Origin of the sequence: Streptomyces dryopteridis, from assembly GCF_049606955.1 — a bacterium.
Classification (GTDB): domain Bacteria; phylum Actinomycetota; class Actinomycetes; order Streptomycetales; family Streptomycetaceae; genus Streptomyces.
The window spans coordinates 1,289,538-1,307,237 of sequence record NZ_CP187114.1 but is presented as its reverse complement, the minus strand read 5'-3'; the positions used below and the strand labels follow the sequence as shown (position 1 = coordinate 1,307,237).

Below are 17,700 nucleotides of genomic sequence, written 5' to 3'. Positions count from 1 at the left end.
TGACCAGTTGTCATGTCGTCGCGTGGTCGCGCGCGGAACGGGGGGCCGATGGCGGACGGGGAGCGGGCGGGGCGGGAGCGGCCGGGCGGGCCGGCCTCGCGGGCCGTGCTGAAGCGGGAGCGGGTGCGCGAGCACCTGCTGGGGCTGGTCGAGGCGCGGGGGCCGGGGGATCCGATCCCGTCCGAGCGCGCGCTGTGCGGGGAGCTGGGGGTGTCGCGGCCGACCCTGCGGGCGGCCGTGGACGAACTCGTGGCCACCGGGGCGCTGGTGCGCGAGCACGGCCGGGGCATGTTCGTGGCCCCGGCGAAGATCACGCAGGACCTCGCGGCGCAGCGGGGCCCGTTCGCGATGGGCCCGTTCGCGATGGGTCAGGCGGGCGGGGAGTGGTCGAGCCGGGTCCTGGAGTGCGTGCGGGTGCCCGCCGGTCCCCGGCGCGGCCGGCGGCTGCGGGTCTCGCCGGGGGCGCCACTCTGGTACGTGGCGCGGTTGCGGCTGGTGGACGGGGCGCCGATGGCGATCGAGCACCTGCACGTGCCGGCGGACCTGGTGCCCTCGCTGACCGCGGCCGAGCTGGAGGCGGGGGACCTGTACGGGCACCTGCGGTCGCGGCACGGGGTGTTCGTGCACGAGGCGAGCCAGAGCATCGAGCCGACGGTGGTCAGCGAGGCGGAGGCGGCGCTGCTGGAGGTGCCCGTGCTGTCGCCGGCGCTGCTCATCGAGCGGTTGACGACGGACCGGTCCGGGCGGCCGGTGGAGCACGTGCACTCGGTGTACCGGGGCGACCGGTACCGGATCGTGTCCCGGCTGTCCCTGGGCGTGCCGGCCGGCGGGTCCGGGGCGGGGGCGGTACCCGGGCCGGGTGGTGCGCCCCGGGCGCACCACCCGGGGATCCCGCCCGGTGACCTGGGGCGGGGCGAGATCCTCCGGTCCACGACGCTGGGCGACGTGCACTCCGAGCCCTGAGCCCCCGCCCCGCCGGGCGACCGACGGGGCGGCGCCCGGGTCAGTCGCTCGTGAGGACGACCAGTTCGCGGGTGGCGCGGGTCATCGCCACGTAGCGGTCGACGGCCCCCTCGATGCCGGTGCCGAAGGACTCGGGGTCGACGAGCACCACGAGGTCGAATTCGAGCCCCTTGGTGAGTTCCGGCGACAGCGAGCGCACGCGCGGTCGTTCCGCGAGGTCCGGGGCGCCGATGACGCAGGCCACGCCGTCGGCGTTCTCGGCGAGCCAGGTGTCGAGCACCCGCGTGAGGTCGTCGGCCCGGCCGTGGCGGACGGGCAGGCCGGAACTGCGCACGGAGGTGGGCACGTTGGCGTCGGGGAGCGCGGCCCGGATCACCGGCGCGGCCTCCGTCATGACCTCTTCGGGGGTGCGGTAGTTGACGCTGAGGGAGGTGACGGTGACCCGGTCCAGGCCGACGCGTTCCAGGCGCTCCGTCCAGGACTCGGTGAACCCGTGCCGGGCCTGGGCGCGGTCGCCGACCACGGTGAGGCTGCGGGAGGGGCAGCGGGAGATCAGCATCCGCCATTCGGCGTCGGTGAGTTCCTGGGCCTCGTCGACGACGATGTGCGCGAAGGGCCCGTCGAGGGGTTCGACGGGGGCCTCGGGCAGGGCGGACTCGTCGATCAGGCTGTCCTTGATGTCCTGCCCGTACAGCATGGTGAGGGCGCCCTCGCCGTCGTCGTCGGCGCGCAGGATGCTGTCGATGACGAGCTGTCGGCCGGCGGCCTCGGCGGCGACGGCCGCCTCGCGGCGGCGCTTGCGGACGGAGACCCCGGAGTCCCCGAGGCGCTGCCGGGCGGCGTCGAGGAGGGGCAGGTCGGAGAGGGTCCAGGCGTTGGGGTCGGGGCGTTGGAGGGCGGCGACCTCCTCGGGGGTGAGCCAGGGGGCGCAGCGGCGCAGGTAGGCGGGGACGGTCCACAGGTCGCCGACGAGCTCGTTGGGGTCGAGCATGGGCCACGCCTTGTTGAGGGCGCCGTTGAGTTCGCGGTTGCCGGCGAGGGATCTGCGGAGCAGGGCGGGGGTGGCCTCGCTGGTGTCGCGGTCGGTGAGGATCTCGAAGAGTTCCTCGCGGATCTGGTCGCGGGCCTCGTTGTGCGGGGTGCCGGGTTCGACGGCGTCGAAGGCGGCGGCCCAGTCCTCGGGGCCCAGCCACAGCTGCGACCAGTGGGTGGTGATCGTCATGCCCTTGGTCGGGGGTTCCTCGTAGAGGGCGACGGCGGGTTCGACGGCGGTGACGATGCGGGCGGTGGACTTCAGCCGGGCGACCTCGGGGTCGGTCTCGGCCGGGGCGTGCGCGCCTTCGGGCACGAGGTCGCGCACGACGCAGGTGCGCACCCCCTCCTCGCCGAGGCTGGGGAGCACGTCGGCGACGTACGCCAGGTAGGGGCGGCTGGGGCCGACGAACAGCACTCCGCCGCGCCGGTGGCCCAGGCGCGGGTCGGCGTACAGCAGGTGCGCGGCGCGGTGCAGGGCCACGACGGTCTTGCCGGTGCCGGGGCCGCCGTCCACGACGAGGGTGCCGCGCGAGCCGGCGCGGATGACGGCGTCCTGGTCGGCCTGGATGGTGGCGAGCACGTCGCGCATCCGATCGGAGCGGCGGTCGGCGAGGCTCGCGATGAACGCGGACTGGTCGTCGAGGGCGGCGTGGCCCTCCAGGGCGTCGGCGGTGAACACCTCGTCCCAGTAGTCGCTGATCCGGCCCTTGGTCCAGCGGTAGCGGCGGCGGCTGCTCAGGCCCATGGGGTTGGCGTGGGTGGCGGCGAAGAAGGGTTCGGCGGCCGGGGAGCGCCAGTCGACGAGGAGTCGGCGGCCGGTGGAGTCGGTGAGCCCGAGGCGGCCGATCCACACGGGTTCGCCGTCGTCCTCGGCGACGATGTGGCCCAGGCACAGGTCGAGGCCGAAGCGGTTCAGGGTGCGCAGGCGGGAGGCGAGCCGGTGCACCTCGGTGTCCCGTTCCATCGCGCCCCGGCCGACGCCGCCGGGCGCCTTCAGTTCAGCGTCGAGGCGTTCGGTGAGCTCGGCGATCGACTCGTCGAGGGTGCGGGAGATCTCCGCGAAGTGCTCCTCGTCGCGGGCGATCAGCGCCGGGTCGGCCTTGGCGGCGAGCCGGTCGGGCAGCGCGAAGGCGCCGGTGGTGAAGGGGGCGGTCACGGGGATCAGCTCCGTTCCGGGGTGGTCGACGGGACGGGGGGACGGCGGACCGCCGTTCCCGCGGGTCCGGCTGCTCCCGCCGCATCGTGGACCGACGGGCTCGACAACAACACACGCACTTCGCGAATCACCCTTTTCGACTGCTTCCGACCTCAGATCCGCGATTGTGCCCCACTCCGGGGGCCTTGCCGCAAGGGCCCCCGTGCGTTATACGTTGAGAGTGGCGGAGAGTGGCGCGACCCTCTTCGCCTTTCGCGTGCCCGGGCCGGTCACGTCCGGGGGCGCGAGTTCAGGCGGGCGGCCTGCCGGGTCAGGTGGGCCCGTTCGGCGAGGTTGGACGCGGCGAGCGCCGCCCGCGCGTACAGCGCGGCCGCGGCCTCCGGATCCCCGTCCCGTTCCCGCAGCCACGCCTCCACCGCCGTGTACCGGGGCAGCCCCGGGTCCAGTTCCGCGAGCGCCGCGAGGCCCGCCGGCGCGCCCCGGGCCTCGCCGAGGGCCACCGCCCGGTTGAGCCGGACCACGGGGCTGTCGGTGAGGCGCACGAGCTCGTCGTACCACTCGACGATCTGCGGCCAGTCGGTGTCGGCCGCGCGGAGGGCGTCGGCGTGCAGGGCGGCGATCGCGGCCTGCGCCTGGTACGCGCCGAGCCGGTCCCGGGCCAGGGCGCCCTGGAGGATCCCGACGCCCTCGGCGATCAGCGCGGTGTCCCAGCGGCCCCGGTCCTGCTCGGCCAGCGGCACGAGTTCCCCGTCGGCGGTGGTGCGGGCGGCCCGGCGGGCGTGGTGCAGCAGCATCAGGGCGAGCAGCCCGGCCGGCTCGGGGTGGTCCACGGCCGCCGCCAGGGTCCGGGTCAGCCGGATCGCCTCGGCCGCGAGGTCCACGTCCCCGGAGTAGCCCTCGCTGAACACGAGGTACAGGACGCGCAGGACCGTGCCCACGTCCCCGGGCCGGTCCAGGCGCACCCCGGCCACCGTGCGCTTGGCACGGCTGATGCGCTGCGCCATGGTGGCCTCGGGCACGAGGTGCGCGGCGGCGATCTGCCGCGTGGTGAGCCCGCCGACGGCGCGCAGGGTCAACGCGACCGCCGCCGACGGGCCGAGCGCGGGGTGCGCGCACAGGAAGTACAGCCACAGCGAGTCGTCGGCGGCCGGCGCCGGCCCGGGCTCCGGTTCGGCGTCGACGGCGCCCTCCCGCCGGCGGCGGGCGGTGTCGGAGCGGACCGCGTCGAGGAACCGACGCCAGGCCACCGTCACCAGCCACCCCTTGGGATCGCGCGGCGGATCGGCCGGCCACACCCGCACCGCCTCCACCAGCGCCTCCTGCACGGCGTCCTCGGCCGCCGCGAAATCCGCGCCCCGCCGCACCAGCACGCCGAGCACCGCCGGGACCAGGCCCCGCAGCAGGGCCTCGTCCGACGGGCTCGGGGCGGGGGCGGGGCCGGGGCTCACTCGCCGACCGCGGGCGGCTCGGTCAGGAACGGGCGCAGTTCGATCCACTCGTGGATCGGCCGGCCGCCGGCGCCGGGCGCGGCCGACAGCTCCCCGGTGAGTTCCACGGCCCGCTCCCAGCTGTCCACGTCGATGACCATCCAGCCGGCGACGAGGTCCTTGGTCTCCGCGAAGGGACCGTCGGTGACCGGGGGCCGGCCCTCGCCGTCGTAGCGGACGAAGGTGCCCTCGGGGGCGAGGGCCTGGGCGTCCACGAACTCGCCGGTCTTCTCCAGGGCGGCGGCGAAGTCCCGCATGTAGCGGATGTGCGCCGTGACCTCCTCGGGGGTCCAGCGCTCCATGGGCACGTCGTTGACGGCGGCCGGGGCGCCCCGGTAGTGCTTCAGCAGCAGGTACTTGGCCATCGCGGTCTCCTCGGTGTGGTGCGACCCATTGTGGTCGCCTTCACCCCGGGGACGGAGCCGGGCGCGGGTTCTCGACACGCTCGACGAGATTTCTTCGGCGGAGCCCGCCGGCCGTCGCGCGCTCCGGGTGGGGGCGCGGGACCGCCGGCGGGGAACGGCGGGGGACGGATCGCGTCCCACCGGCCGTGGCACGGGGGGGGTGGGGCTCAGATCTTGCGGTACATGCGCGCGTCGGCCGCCGCCGCGTCGATCGCGTCGAGGTCCCCGTCGAGGGCCGCGGTCAGGGTGATCGCGACGGCGCCTTCCAGGAAGGGCGCGTCCACGAGCCGGGTGCCCGCCGGCAGGGTCCCCTCGGCGAGGAGGGCGCGGACGGTCAGCACGGCGCTGCCCATGTCGCACAGGACGGCCACGCCCCGGCCCTCGTCGGCGGCCCGCACGGCCCGCTCGATCAGGTCCGCGCTGGTGCCGACCCCGCCGCCCGGCAGGCCCCCGGCCACGGCGAGGGGGCCGGGGTCGGCGGAGCCGAGCAGGGCGCGGGAGAGGACGGCCACGGACTCGGCGACGGCGGCGCTGTGCGAGACGAGCACGACTCCGACCCGCGCCCCGGCCGCCGCCGCCTCGGGCACGGCCTCGGGCACGGCGACCGGCGCGGGCCCCGGCTCGGGCACGGGCCGCTGCGCGGGCACGGGGACGGACCCCGCCGCCGGGCCCCGACCGTTCGCGTCGACGGCCGACAGCAGCGCCTCCATCAGCAGCGCGACCGAGTTCGCGCCGGCGTCCTGGTGCCCGACGCTGCGTTCGCCGAGGTAGCTGGCCCGACCCTTGCGGGCCACGAGCACCTCCGTGGCGTCCGCCCCGGCCCGCGCCGCCGCCGCCGTCTCCGCCAGCACCTCCCGTACCGGCCGGCCGGCCTCCGCGCCCTGGGCCAGGGCGTGCAGCGCGGGGGCCAGCGCGTCCACGAGGGTGGCGTCGCCGACCTCGGCCCCGCCGAGCTTGCGGACCGAGCGCAGACCGGCGTCGAGGGCCGTGGCCAGGGCGGCGGGGGTGGGGGCGGGCAGGGTGCCGAGGTTCTTGCCGGCGCGGCGCAGCACCGTGCCGAACAGGGGGCCGGAGGCGCCGCCGACCGTGTTGGTGAGGGTGGTGCCGGCGAGGACGAGCAGTTCGCCGGGGGTGGCGGGGGCCGCCTCGTCGAGGGCGGCGCCGACGGCGGTCAGGCCGCGCACGAGGTTGGCGCCGTGGTCGCCGTCGCCGATCACGGCGTCGAGTTCGGTCAGTCGGGCGGCGTCGCGTGTGATCAGGCGGGTGCTCTCGGCGATCCAGCGGCGGAAGTACGCGGTGTCGAACACCGGCGCCCGGTGCCCGGTGCCGGCGGCCGTGTCGGCGGGGGTCGTCGTGTTCATGAGTGGTCGCTCCAAGGCGGGCGGGACGAGAGGACGAGAAAAAGGGGGTCGTCGGTGGGGACCGGGGTGCTCAGCGCCCCCACCGCAGCGCGGGGGTGTCGACGGGCGCGTCCCACAACCGCAGCAGTTCCTCGTCGGCGCGGCACAGGGTGAGGGTGCAGCCGGCCATGTCGAGGCTGGTGACGTGGTTGCCGACGAGGCTGCGGGCCACGGTGATCCCGCGCGCGGCCAGGACCCGTTCCACCTCTGCGCGCATCACGTACAGCTCGATCGGCGGGGTGCCGCCGAGGCCGTTGACGAGGAGGATCACCGGCTCGTCGGCGGGGACGGGCAGGTCGGCGAGGATCGCGTCGAGCATCAGCTCGGCGGTCTCGGCGGCGGTGGTGAGGGTGCGGCGTTCGCGGCCGGGTTCGCCGTGGATGCCGATGCCGAGTTCGATCTCGTCCTCGCCGAGGGCGAAATTGGGGCTGCCCTTGGCGGGGGTGGTGCACGAGCTGAGGGCGACCCCGTAGCTGCGGGAGCGTTCGTTCACCGCGCGGGCCACGGCCGCGACCTCGGCCAGCGGAGCGCCCTCGGCGGCCCGGGCGCCCGCGATCTTCTCCACGAACAGGGTGGCGCCGGTGCCGCGCCGGCCCGGGCCGGGGGCGTCGCGGGCCACCGCCACGTCGTCGTCCACGAGCACCCGCTCCACCGCGATGTCCTCGTCCTCACAGTCCTCGGCGGCCATGCCGAAGTTGAGCACGTCCCCGGTGTAGTTCTTCACGATCATCAGCACGCCCGCGCCGGTGTCCGCGGCGCGGGCCGCGCGGGCGATGGTGTCGGGCACGGGCGAGGTGAACACCGGTCCGGCCACGGCCGCGGCAAGCATCCCCTCCCCCACGAACCCGGCGTGCAACGGCTCGTGCCCGCTGCCCCCGCCGGACAGCAGGGCGACGGTGCCGGGCGGGGCCGGCACGGCCCGCGTGACGATGCCCGCCTCCGCGTCGACCACGAGCCCGGGGTGCGCGGCGGCCATGCCGCGCAGCGCGTCGGCGACCACGGTCTCCGGGGAATTGATGAGCTTCTTCACGGCGGCGACCTCTTCTCGCGGGGCCCGCGAAACGCGGCCCGCGGTCCGGAACGAAAACGGAATGCGAAAAGTCCGACGGCCCGGAAAAGCGACGTCGAACGGGGGCCGAAATGGGCGCCGTCACCGATCGACGGGTCCATCCGGCCCACCGGAAACCGACGTTACCCGCCGACACCGGCGGCACGGGGCGGGACTTTGGTCCCTTGTGTCACCGCGAAAGGACCTCCGACCGCACAGCCGGCCGAACGTTCCGGAGCCTTCTCGAAAACACCCCGCGACCGTGATATCCATGAAAAAGGCGGCGGAAAAAGCCAATTGCTGCGCAAGAATTTCCCGCATCGGAGGATTCCCGTGAAGACCGTCGGTACCCGCATGTTGATCAGCCCGCCCAAGTACGTGCAGGGCGCCGGCGCGATGCACGACCTCGGCGAACACACCAAACCCCTGGGCGGCACCGCCCTGGTCCTCGCGGACCGGAGCGTGTGGGGCTTCGTGGACACGGCGGTGAGCCAGTCCCTGGCGGCGGCCGGGATCACCCTCGTGAAGGAGGTCTTCGGCGGGCTGTGCACGAGCGCGGAGATCGATCGGATCACGGCGGTGGCCGAGGCCGCGGGCGCGGACGTGATCGTCGGCATCGGCGGCGGCACCGCCATCGACACGGCGAAGGCGGTCGGCCACGCGCGCGGCGGGATCTCCGTGGTCAGCGCCCCCACCGTGGCCTCCACCGACGCGCCCACCAGCGCGCTCGCCGTGATCTACACCGAGGAGGGAGCCTTCGAGCGGTACTCCTTCTTCCCGCGCAACCCCCACCTCGTCCTCGTGGACACCGCGCTCGTGGCGGCGGCCCCCAGCCGGTTCATCGTCTCCGGCATGGGCGACGCGCTGGCCACCTGGTACGAGGCCCGGGTGTGCGTGGCCGCGAACCGCACCGCGATGGCCGGCGGCCTGGCCACGGGGGCCTCGCTGAGCCTGGCCCGACTGTGCTGGGAGACGCTGATGGAGTACGGGGAGCAGGCCCGCCACGCCGCCGAGCGGCACGTGGTGACGCCCGCGCTGGAGAAGGTGACGGAGGCCAACACCCTGCTGTCCGGGCTCGGCTTCGAGTCCTGCGGCCTGGCCGCCGCGCACGGCATCCACAACGGGCTGACGGTCTCGCACCGCACGCACGGCATGATGCACGGCGAGAAGGTCAACATCGGCACCCTCGCCCAGCTCGTCCTGGAGGGCGCGCCCACCGAGGAACTGGACGCCTTCCTGCGCTTCGGCCGGAGCGTGGGCCTGCCGACGACCCTGTCCGAGGTCGGCCTCGGCGACGCGGACCGCGAGGAGCTCCTGGCCATCGGGCGCGCGGCCACCGTCGAGGGCGAGACCACGCACAACATGCCGTTCCCGGTCTCCGCCGCCCAGGTCGCCGACGCCCTGCTGGCCGGCGACGCGTACGCGAAGGCCCAGGCCGGCCGCGCCTGACCGAACGCGGGGGGGGGCGGGCGGGGGCGGCCGGGGACGGACCCGCCCGTCGGCCCGCCGGCCCCGCCCTGGCATGATCACGCCGTGACCCACACCGACCCCACCGTCCCCGCGGATCCCACCACCCCCGCCGCGCGCCGCCGCGCCGTCCTCCTCGACGTGGACGGAACCCTCGTCGACGCCCTCGACAACCAGCGCCTGATGTGGGAACGCTGGGCGCGCGAGCGGGGCCTGGACCCGGCGCACGTGTACGCCGCGGCCCTGCGGACCCGCCCGACGGAGACCTTCGCGGAGGTGGCCCCGCACCTCGACCCGGCGGCCTGCCTGGCCGATCTCCACGCGTTGGAGGACGAGGACGTGCGCTCGGGCACCTACACCGCCTTCGACGGGGCGGCCGAACTCCTCGCCCTGCTCCCGCCGGGCCGCTGGGCCCTGGTCACCTCCAACTACGAGCACCGGGTGCGCGGCCGGTTCGCCCGCACCGGGCTCCCGGTCCCCGAACTCGTCGTGGACGCGGCGGGCGTCACCGAGGGCAAGCCCTCGCCCGTCCCGTACCTGACGGCGGCCGCCCGGCTCGGCGTGGACCCGGCCGACTGCCTGGTGCTGGAGGACGCCCCGTCGGGGGTGCTCTCCGGGCTGCGGGCCGGCATGACGGTGTGGCAGGTCAACACCCCGACCCCGACGGCGCGGGCGCACGCCCACCACCCCACCCTGCGCGCGGCCCTCCCGGCCGTCCGCGCCTTCCTGGCCGGAGCCCGCTGAGCCGGGGGGCCGGCCGCGCCGCCCGATGTCACATCGCGGCGCCGACCGCGACGAACCCGCAGATCAGGACGGCCAGGATCGCCAGCAGCGGCCACACGAACCGCAGGTAGACGTTGTAGCCGACTTTCGCGAGGGCCACGCCGCCGATGGTGACGGCCGTCGTGGGCACCCACAGGTTCATCCAGCCGCTGGCCGCCTGCCACGCCGTCACGACCACCGCGCGCGAGACCCCGGCGAAATCGGCGAGCGGGGCCAGGATGGGCATGGCGAGGGTGGCGTGGCCGGAGGTGGAGGGGATGAGGAAGGCCAGCGGCAGGTTGACGACGAAGACGATGATCGCGAACACGCTCGACGAGGTGCCCTTGACCACGTCCTCGATGGAGTGCAGGACGGTGTCGGTGATGCGCGAGTTGTTCATGATGACGGTGACCCCGCGCGCCAGCATGATCACGAGGGCCGGCGAGACGAAGTCGGCGGCGCCCTGCACGATCGTCGCGCTGAGCTTCGCCTCCCCCATCCGCGCCACCAACCCCACCAGCACCGCCGCGCACAGGAACAGGGCGGACAGCTGCGGGAAGGACCAGTCCAGCTCCCAGCCGTAGGGCTTGGCGTCGGCGTCCCCGGACAGGGCACTCGCCCACGGCACCACCGAGAAGATCATGAACGCGAAGACGAGCACCAACAGGGTCAGCACCGCCTTGTGCAACCCGCTCAGCGGCTCCGCGACACCCCCCGGGCCGGAGTCGACGGCGGGCCCGGAGTCCCCGGCCGGCTCCTCGACCCGCCCGGCCCCCTCGGCGTCCCGGAGCCGGTCGCGGTCACCGGGCAGGAACCCGCACAACGAGGACTCCGGATCCCGCCGCACCCGACGCGCGTACCTGATCACGTACAGCACCGTCACGGCCGTCAGCACCGCCCACATCACGAACCGCAGCACGATCCCGTCGCCCAGCGAGATCCCCGCCGCCGACGAGGCCACGCCCGTCGCGAACGGGTTGACCGTGGAACAGAGCACGCCCACCCCGGCGCCCAGGATCGCCGCCCCGACCGCGACCAGCCGGTCGTAGCCCAGCGCCAGCATCATCGGCACCAACAGCCCGTAGAAGCCCAGCGTCTCCTCCGCGAACCCCTCCACCGTGCCCAGCAGCGAGAACACCACCATCACGGCCGCGATCAGCAGCGCCCCCCGGTCGCGCAACCGGTGCGCCAGCCGCGCGATGCCCCGGTCCAGCGCGCCGGTCGCGAAGACCACCGTGATGAACGCGCCGATGGCGAGCACGAACAGGAACACCCCGGCGCTGCCGTACAACGCCCCGACCAGGCTCGGCCCGACCTCCCCGGTCCTGGTGTCCTGCACCCCGTACAACCCGTTGACGGGCGCGAGGAAGAGGTCGTTCAGGTGGTCGGTGAAGCTCCGCGCGTCGTCCACGCGGTGGTAGGTGCCCGCGATCGGCGCGCCCGCGTCGTCGCGGTCGTACTGCCCGGGCGGCACGAGGAAGGCCAGCGCCCACACCACGAGGGTCACGAGCGCGAGCACGGTCAGGGCACTGGGGAACCACCGGGTGCGGGCCGGTTCGGGCGGCTCGGTGACCTCCGGCACCCCGGCCGGCGCCGCCGTCACGCGGTCCGCCCGGCGGCGGCCCGGAACGTCAGGTCGTACTCGCGGACGAACGCGGCCAGCGCCACCACCGTGTTGCGGAGCTCGGAGAACAGCACGCGCTCGTTCGGCGCGTGCAGGTTGCACAGCCCGTCGGCCGCGCCGAACAGCAGCACCTCGGCCCCCGGCGCGGCCTTCGCCAACCCGTTGACCAGCGGAATCGACCCGCCGGTGGCCACGAACTCGGTGGGCGCCCCCCATGCCTCGGCGAGCGCGGCCCGCGCCGCCGCGTACCCGGGCCCGTCCGTACGCGCCTCGAACCCGGGCCCGGTGTCCCCCGGGGTCACGGTCAGCGGGATGCCGAACGGACGCTGCGCCCGCAGGTGCTCGACCAGTCGGGACCGGGCCTCCACGGGATCCTGATGCGGATGGAAGCGCAGGTTCAGCTTCGCCCGCGCCCAGGGCACCACGGCGGACGCCGCGTTGTCCACGTCCGGCGCGTCCAACCCGATGACGGTGACGGCCGGCCCGCTCCACAGCCGCTCGCCCAGCGAACCGGTGCCGATCAGCGGCGCCCCGGGCACGACACCGGCGAGCTCCCGGAACTCCTCCTCCGTGTAGCTCCCCCCGTCCCACGCGTCGCGCCGCAGGCCCGGCACCGCCACGTCCCCGGCCGCGTCGTGCAGGGTGCCCAGCGCGTGCAGGAGGACGAGGAGCGCGTCGGGGGCCGCGCCGCCGAACTCGCCGCTGTGCCGGGGCTCGGCGAGCGTGCGCACCTCCACGGTGACCTCCGCCGCGCCGCGCAGCCCCGTGGTCAGGGTCGGCGTGCCGGGCCGCAGGTTGCCCACGTCGGCCACCACCATCGCGTCGCACGCGAACCGGCCCGGATCCGAGGGCGGGTACTCGTCGAAGGGGCTGCCGTACTCCTCCTGCCCCTCGATGACGATCCGCACCCCGACCGGCGGCCGGCCCCCGTGCAGGCGCAACAGCCCGAGCAGGGCCACGATGTTGGCCTTGTCGTCGGCGATCCCCCGCGCCCGCAACCCGCCCGGCACCGGCGTCGGCTCGAACGGCGGGGACTCCCACAGGGCGAGGTCGCCGGCGGGCTGCACGTCGTAGTGCGCGTAGAAGAGCACGGTGGGCGCGGCCGGGTCCGGGGGCGGGATCTCGGCGTGGATCACCGGGGAGGTGCCGGGCAGGTCGATCCGCCGGACGTTCTCCACCCCGGCCCCGCGCAGCAGTTCGACGACGAGGTCGTGGGCGGCGAGGACGGGCTCGGGCGGATGCCCGGGGAAGGCGATGGAGGGGATCGCCACGAGCCGTTCGAGGTCGGTGAGCAGCTCGGGCAACAACGCGTCGACCCGCGCCCCGAGCCGTTCGGGGGCGTCGGGGGCGGCCTGGGGGGCGGTGGGGGTCTCGCGTCGATCCGGTGCGTCCGCTTCCACGTGTGCCACCGTCCCTTCCGACGTGCTCCGCACGGGCCGGCGGCTGCCGCCTCGTCCGTACGATCATCGACCGCCGGCGCCCCGGGGGCGCGCGGACCGCGCCCGCGCGGGTGACGGCGCCCCGCACGCCCGCGCCCGGCACCGGCGCGCGCGCCCGCGGCCCTGGGGCGGCGGGCACACGGCCGAATGCCGGGTGCGGATGTGCGGGTGGTCGGGGTTGATGTCCCCGGGGCTCAGCCGCCGGCGAGCTGCCCGGCGCTCGGGACCTTGTCGGTCACGGTGACCCCGGCCTCCTTGCCCGCGTTCTTCACGCTGTTGATCACGTCCTCGAAGGAACCGATGTCGGCGTCCCCGGCCTGCCCCTTGCGAAGCTTCGAGCCCAGGTTCTTCAGCGATTCCACGCCCGCCGTCAGCGGCGCGACCGCCTTCGACAGCAGCGGGTCGCCCTTGGCGTTGTCGGTGGCGGCCTTCAGCCGGTTGTAGGCGAAGGCGCCGGCCAGACCGGCCTTGATCAGGGCGAAGGTGCGGCCCTTGGCGCCCTTCTTGAACTTGCCCGCGCGGTACGGCTTGACGATCCACTGGTAGGTGGCGCCGGCCGCGAGCCCGGCGTTCGCCGCGAAGCGGGTCTTGGCGAACCGCTGGCGCTCGGCGGTGCTCGTGGGGGTGGGCTCGGCGACCGGCTGGTCCGCCGCCGGGTCCGCCGCGAACGGGAACGCGGCGAACGGGAACGCCGACCACGGCGTGTCCGGGGCCGTCGCGAACCCGGCGACGGCGGCCGGGGGCGTCGCGGCCGGCACGCCGGCGGCGACGGAAGCGCCCGCTCCGACCCCGGCGCCGGCGAGCAGCGCGCAGGTGAGGGCGGTGGCCGTGGCGGCACGGCGGACGCGATGGGTGGGGGACGTCGACACGGTGTACCTCCGGGATGTGAGGCGTCCTGGGCAGCCTCACCCACCCGGCGGCACGTCGCCACTCGACCGGCCCCCACCGCCTCACCCGACCGGCCCCGAACACGCGCCCGAACGGGCCCCCGCACCCCCGGACCTGCGCCCGCCCCACCCGACGCCCCGCCCGGAACCGGGCCCGCGCACACAACCCGTTCGGCGGATGGACAACGGCCGACCGCGAGAACCCGGTGACAGATCACACCACCCCTGATACAACTATTCCATTAACTGATTGATGGAATTCGGATCGAGGCAGACACCGACATGACATCCGACGACACCCCCGCCCCAGCGCAGACCCCCGTCCTCGCCCTGGAAGCCCGGGACCTCGGCCTGCTCAGGCGCCGCCGGCGGGTCCTGGACTCGTGCTCCTTCCGCGTGCCCGGCGGCCGCGTCAGCGGACTCATCGGCCCCAACGGCGCCGGCAAGAGCACCCTCCTGCGCATCGCCTCCGGACAACTGACCCCCGACCGGGGCCGGCTGCGGGTCCTCGACACCGCCCCCACCGACCCGAGCGCACTGCGCCGCGTCGCCTGGGTCGGCCAGGAACGCCCCCTCTTCCCCCGGTTCACCGTCGCCGAGACCCTCCGCCTGGGCCGCGAACTGAACCCCGGCTGGGACGAGGCCGCCGCCGAACGCCTCGTCCGGGGCGGCGGGATCACCCCGAGCAGCCGCGTCGGCCGGCTCTCCGGCGGACAACAGCGCCGCGTCGCCCTCGCCCTGGCCCTCGGCAAACGCCCCGACCTGCTGCTCCTCGACGAACCCTTCGCCGAACTCGACCCCGTCACCCGCCACGAGGTGACCGGCGTCCTGCTGGAGGAGGTCGCCGTGCGCGGCACCACCGTCGTCCTGGCCTCCCACTCCCTGGCGGAGGTCCGCCAGATCTGCGACCACCTCCTCGTCCTCCTCGACGGCCGGATCCGGATCAGCGGCGAACTCGACGCCGTCACCGAGTCCCACCTGCGCGTCACCGGCCCCCTCGACCCCGACGGACGGATCCCGGCCGCCCTCGCCGCGCACACCGTCGTCGAATCCCGCGCCACCGGCCGCCGCTTCCACGCCCTGATCCGCCCCACCGGCCCCGTGCCCGACACCTGGGACGTCGAGGTCCCCGACCCCGAGGACGTGCTCCTCACCTGCCTGCGCAACCCCGAGGCCCCGCCCCTGCACGCCGACCCGATCGAAAGCCGAGCCCTGTGACCGACACCCTCACCCCACCGGACACCACCACAAGCCCCACCCGCCGGCCCACCGGCCGCCGCCTCGGCGTGCACTGGCTGATCCCACGCCAACACCGCGCCGCACTCCTGACCCTCCTGGCCTTCGTCCTCACGGCCACGGCCGTCCTCCTGTGGCAACGCTCGGTCATCGTCGATGTCCGGACGGCATACGACTCACCCTCGAGGACGGACGCGCTCGCCGGGCGCCACAGCACCTGGCTCGCGTTCGCCCTCCTGGACTGGGTCGCGGCCCTCACCCTCCTGCCCGTCGCCCTCGCCGTCTTCCTCGGCGCGCCCCTGCTCGCCGCCGACCGCGAACGCGGCCTCGCCGCCCTCGTCACCACCCAGTCCGTCACCCGGGGCGCGTGGCTGCGCGCGAAACTCCTGTGGATCCTCGGCGCCGCGACCCTCGCGGGCGCCGTCCTCTCCCTCTCCACCACCGCCCTGTGGGACGAGGTCCTGCCCCGCTACAACTTCCACTGGTTCAGCCAGGGCGTCTTCGACAACAGCGGCCCGGTGTTGCCCGCGATGTGCCTGTTCCTGACGGCCCTCGGCGTCACCGTCGGCGCCGTGCTGCCGCGCGTGCTGCCCGCGATGGCGACCACCCTCGGGCTGAGCGCGGTGGTCCTCACCGGCTGGTGGTTCCTGCGCCCGCACCTCGGCCCGTCGCGCACCCTCGTCTACCCGGCCGGCGCCGACAAGCCGGCGTGGGTCGTGGACACCGCCGAACTCACCCAACACACCCGCGACGCGGCCGGCGGCACCCACCCGTGGGAGATCTGCGCCGCCGGCGACAAGGCCGTCACCCTCACCTGCCTGCGGGAGCGCGGCATCGTGGACAAGGTGATCACGTACTTCCCGCAGTCGCAGGAGACGACGTTGCAGTGGACGGCGGCCGGCATCCTGGTGGCGGGCGCGGCCGTCCTGATCGCCCTCGTCCTGCGGCGCACCGCCCGACGCCCCCTGTGACGCCTCCGCCCGGGGGCGACGACCCGGAAGGACACCACCCGTGATCGAGTTCACGATCGTCCGCCGCAACGGGGTGGCCACCTACCTCCAGATCGTCCACCAGGTCGAGGACGCCGTACGCTCCGGCGCCCTCCGCGCGGGCGACCGCCTCCCCACCGCCGCCCACGTCGCGGCGACCACGAAGGTCAACCCGAACACGACCCTGAAGGCATACCGGGAACTCGAACGCATGGCCCTGGCCGAAGTCCGCCAGGGCGCGGGCACCTTCATCACGGCCACACCCCCCGCCCCCGACACCACCCCGACGGACACCCTCCGCGCCGCCGCCGAGGACCTGCTGCGCAGGGCCAAGTCGGAAGGTCTCACCTCCGACCAGGCCCTCACCCTCCTCACCACAGCCCACACCCACGCCTACCCCCCACACCCGACACCCTGACGGGGGGCGAAGCCCGAGCCGAGCATTGCCGCCCACCGGCGGCGGGGAGAGATCCGGGGTGAGGGCGCGTCGCCGCCTGCGGGCGGGCTCGTGGCCGGTGCGGCCGCCTGCCGGCGGCGGGCAAGTCAAAGGCGTTTCCCGGCGGCGGCCGGGAGCGGTAGGGGCGCGTTCCCGCCTGCGGGCGGGTCCGTGGCCGGTGCGGCCGCCTGCCGGCGGCGGGCAAGTCAAAAACGTTTCCCGGCGGCGGCCGGGAGGGGGCCGAGGTGGGGGCACGTTCCCGCCTGCGGGCGGGTCCGTGGCCGAGGTGGCCACCTACCGGCGGCGGGCAAGTCAAAAGCTTTTCCCAGGGGCGGCGGAGGGGGCCCGGGGTCAGCGGCCGTGCCCGTCCACCGGCCCGCACGCGGCCGGGGCAGGTCCACGGCACACCACAGGCCCGGGAAGCTGACCGGCGACGGGCCCCACGAACCCGGACCGTGCGTGGCCACGCCCCCCACCGCACCAACCCACCATCACGCGCGCCTGCGACCCGAAACGGCCCGGGCCACCCGACACTCGGGCCCGGCCAAAGCCCGACCGGGGGCCCATCAGGCCCCACACCACGAACCCACCGGCACCCGGGCACCCACCCAAACCCCGCACCCCTCCCGGCCGCCGCCGGGAAACGCTGTTGACCTACCCGCCGCCGCCAGGCGGCCACCCCCGCCACGAACCCACCCGCACCCGGCCACGCACCGAAAGCCCGCCCCCCTCCCCGCCGCCCCTGGGAAAAGCTTTTGACTTGCCCGCCGCCGCCAGGCGGCCACCCCAGCCGCCCACCGGCCCGCACCCGGGCACCCATCGACGCCCCCACCCCTCCCGGCCGCCGCCGGGAAACGCCTTTGACCTGCCCGCCGCCGGCAGGCGGCCACCCCTGCCACGAACCCACCCGCACCCGGCCGCGCACCGCACCACCAGCGCCCCCGCCCCGCCCCCGCCCCGCCCCGCGAACCGGCAGCGTGTCCCCCGTCGAGGGCGAATCGTTTCCTCTTCATGGCAGCGACTCCCGATCCCTCCCCCTCCCTCTCCTCGTCCGCCGCCGGGGCGCCCGTGTTCGCCGGGCTCGTGGCCGAGTGGTCCCGTGACGGGCGCAGTGTGCCCGGTGATCCGGATCCCGGCTGGTGGGAGTTGGCGGACTGGGCGACGTTCCGCGCCTCCATCGCCGCGACCGTGCGCGGTCTGCACGCGCTCGACGATCCCGCCGGCGACCCCGACGGCCCCGAAGGCCCCGGCGGAGCCGCCCACCGCACCGGCCGGGCCGGCCGGCCCGGCGGCGACGCGCCGTCCTGGACCCCCGTCGTGCCCCCGCGCGCGACGGGGCGTCGGGCGCGGGGGCGGCGATGAGGGCG

Annotated in this window: 15 protein-coding genes; 7 read left to right on the top strand and 8 right to left on the bottom strand. The window is 75.3% G+C overall.

The window, feature by feature from the left end; all coding sequences use genetic code 11:
• Positions 1-48: 48 nt before the first annotated feature.
• Entirely contained in the window at positions 49-963 is a 915-nt protein-coding gene (locus tag ACN20G_RS32350; protein WP_424216800.1) for a GntR family transcriptional regulator, read from the top strand.
• Between the two features lie 40 nt (positions 964-1,003).
• On the opposite strand, the gene helR is transcribed toward ACN20G_RS32350, so the two are convergent.
• The 5 genes from helR to dhaK all read right to left on the bottom strand — a co-directional run bounded on the left by helR (position 1,004) and on the right by dhaK (position 7,475).
• Positions 1,004-3,154 carry an RNA polymerase recycling motor ATPase HelR gene (helR, locus tag ACN20G_RS32345; RefSeq protein WP_424216799.1) on the bottom strand — a complete coding sequence of 717 codons (2,151 nt, stop codon included), beginning with the start codon at positions 3,152-3,154 and terminating at the stop codon, positions 1,004-1,006.
• A gap of 269 nt (positions 3,155-3,423) precedes the next feature.
• Positions 3,424-4,602: an RNA polymerase sigma factor gene (locus tag ACN20G_RS32340; RefSeq protein WP_424216798.1), complete on the bottom strand. Its 1,179-nt coding sequence runs from the start codon at positions 4,600-4,602 to the stop codon at positions 3,424-3,426.
• Positions 4,599-5,006 (bottom strand): YciI family protein, encoded by a 408-nt coding sequence (locus tag ACN20G_RS32335; RefSeq protein WP_424216797.1) that lies wholly within the window; start codon positions 5,004-5,006, stop codon positions 4,599-4,601. Before ACN20G_RS32335 ends, ACN20G_RS32340 begins: the two co-directional genes overlap by 4 nt.
• Before the next feature lie 206 nt (positions 5,007-5,212).
• Positions 5,213-6,406 carry a dihydroxyacetone kinase subunit DhaL gene (gene dhaL / locus ACN20G_RS32330; protein WP_424216796.1) on the bottom strand — a complete coding sequence of 398 codons (1,194 nt, stop codon included), beginning with the start codon at positions 6,404-6,406 and terminating at the stop codon, positions 5,213-5,215.
• Between the two features lie 70 nt (positions 6,407-6,476).
• Entirely contained in the window at positions 6,477-7,475 is a 999-nt protein-coding gene (gene dhaK, locus ACN20G_RS32325; protein WP_424216795.1) for a dihydroxyacetone kinase subunit DhaK, read from the bottom strand.
• A gap of 372 nt (positions 7,476-7,847) precedes the next feature.
• On the opposite strand from dhaK, the gene ACN20G_RS32320 reads away from it, so the two are divergent.
• Complete coding sequence (locus ACN20G_RS32320; RefSeq protein WP_424217422.1) at positions 7,848-8,942, top strand: glycerol dehydrogenase; 1,095 nt, start codon at positions 7,848-7,850, stop codon at positions 8,940-8,942.
• Between the two features lie 84 nt (positions 8,943-9,026).
• Positions 9,027-9,704 (top strand): HAD family hydrolase, encoded by a 678-nt coding sequence (locus ACN20G_RS32315; RefSeq protein ID WP_424216794.1) that lies wholly within the window; start codon positions 9,027-9,029, stop codon positions 9,702-9,704.
• Between the two features lie 28 nt (positions 9,705-9,732).
• Here the strand turns inward: ACN20G_RS32315 and ACN20G_RS32310 are convergent, their stop codons facing one another.
• The 3 genes from ACN20G_RS32310 to ACN20G_RS32300 form a co-directional block, all read right to left on the bottom strand.
• Complete coding sequence (locus ACN20G_RS32310) at positions 9,733-11,304, bottom strand: YfcC family protein (protein WP_424217421.1); 1,572 nt, start codon at positions 11,302-11,304, stop codon at positions 9,733-9,735.
• Between the two features lie 17 nt (positions 11,305-11,321).
• Positions 11,322-12,653, bottom strand: coding sequence for a M20/M25/M40 family metallo-hydrolase (locus tag ACN20G_RS32305; RefSeq protein ID WP_424217420.1), 1,332 nt, complete (start codon positions 12,651-12,653; stop codon positions 11,322-11,324).
• A 326-nt stretch (positions 12,654-12,979) separates the two neighbouring features.
• A complete protein-coding gene (locus ACN20G_RS32300) occupies positions 12,980-13,654 on the bottom strand; it encodes a hypothetical protein (RefSeq protein WP_424216793.1) in 675 nt (224 codons plus the stop codon).
• A 300-nt stretch (positions 13,655-13,954) separates the two neighbouring features.
• On the opposite strand from ACN20G_RS32300, the gene ACN20G_RS32295 reads away from it, so the two are divergent.
• From ACN20G_RS32295 to ACN20G_RS32280, 4 genes are all read left to right on the top strand, one after another.
• The gene (locus ACN20G_RS32295; RefSeq protein ID WP_424216792.1) at positions 13,955-14,890 is read left to right on the top strand and encodes an ABC transporter ATP-binding protein; all 936 of its coding nucleotides are present in this window, start codon (positions 13,955-13,957) and stop codon (positions 14,888-14,890) included.
• Positions 14,887-15,879 (top strand): ABC transporter permease, encoded by a 993-nt coding sequence (locus ACN20G_RS32290; RefSeq protein ID WP_424216791.1) that lies wholly within the window; start codon positions 14,887-14,889, stop codon positions 15,877-15,879. The genes ACN20G_RS32295 and ACN20G_RS32290 overlap by 4 nt, the downstream gene beginning before the upstream one ends.
• A gap of 40 nt (positions 15,880-15,919) precedes the next feature.
• On the top strand, positions 15,920-16,315 hold the full coding sequence (locus tag ACN20G_RS32285) for a GntR family transcriptional regulator (protein WP_424216790.1): 396 nt from the start codon (positions 15,920-15,922) through the stop codon (positions 16,313-16,315).
• A 1,029-nt stretch (positions 16,316-17,344) separates the two neighbouring features.
• Positions 17,345-17,695 carry a hypothetical protein gene (locus ACN20G_RS32280; protein ID WP_424216789.1) on the top strand — a complete coding sequence of 117 codons (351 nt, stop codon included), beginning with the start codon at positions 17,345-17,347 and terminating at the stop codon, positions 17,693-17,695.
• Positions 17,696-17,700: the final 5 nt, after the last annotated feature.

What these genes read in the sequence shown, in the direction of transcription:
- dhaL (WP_424216796.1), bottom strand. Translation starts at nt 6,406, where the DNA reads ATGAACACGACGACCCCCGCCGACACGGCCGCCGGCACCGGGCACCGG.
- ACN20G_RS32350 (WP_424216800.1), top strand. Translation starts at nt 49, where the DNA reads ATGGCGGACGGGGAGCGGGCGGGGCGGGAGCGGCCGGGCGGGCCGGCC.
- ACN20G_RS32335 (WP_424216797.1), bottom strand. Translation starts at nt 5,006, where the DNA reads ATGGCCAAGTACCTGCTGCTGAAGCACTACCGGGGCGCCCCGGCCGCC.
- ACN20G_RS32295 (WP_424216792.1), top strand. Translation starts at nt 13,955, where the DNA reads ATGACATCCGACGACACCCCCGCCCCAGCGCAGACCCCCGTCCTCGCC.
- ACN20G_RS32280 (WP_424216789.1), top strand. Translation starts at nt 17,345, where the DNA reads ATGGCAGCGACTCCCGATCCCTCCCCCTCCCTCTCCTCGTCCGCCGCC.
- ACN20G_RS32320 (WP_424217422.1), top strand. Translation starts at nt 7,848, where the DNA reads ATGTTGATCAGCCCGCCCAAGTACGTGCAGGGCGCCGGCGCGATGCAC.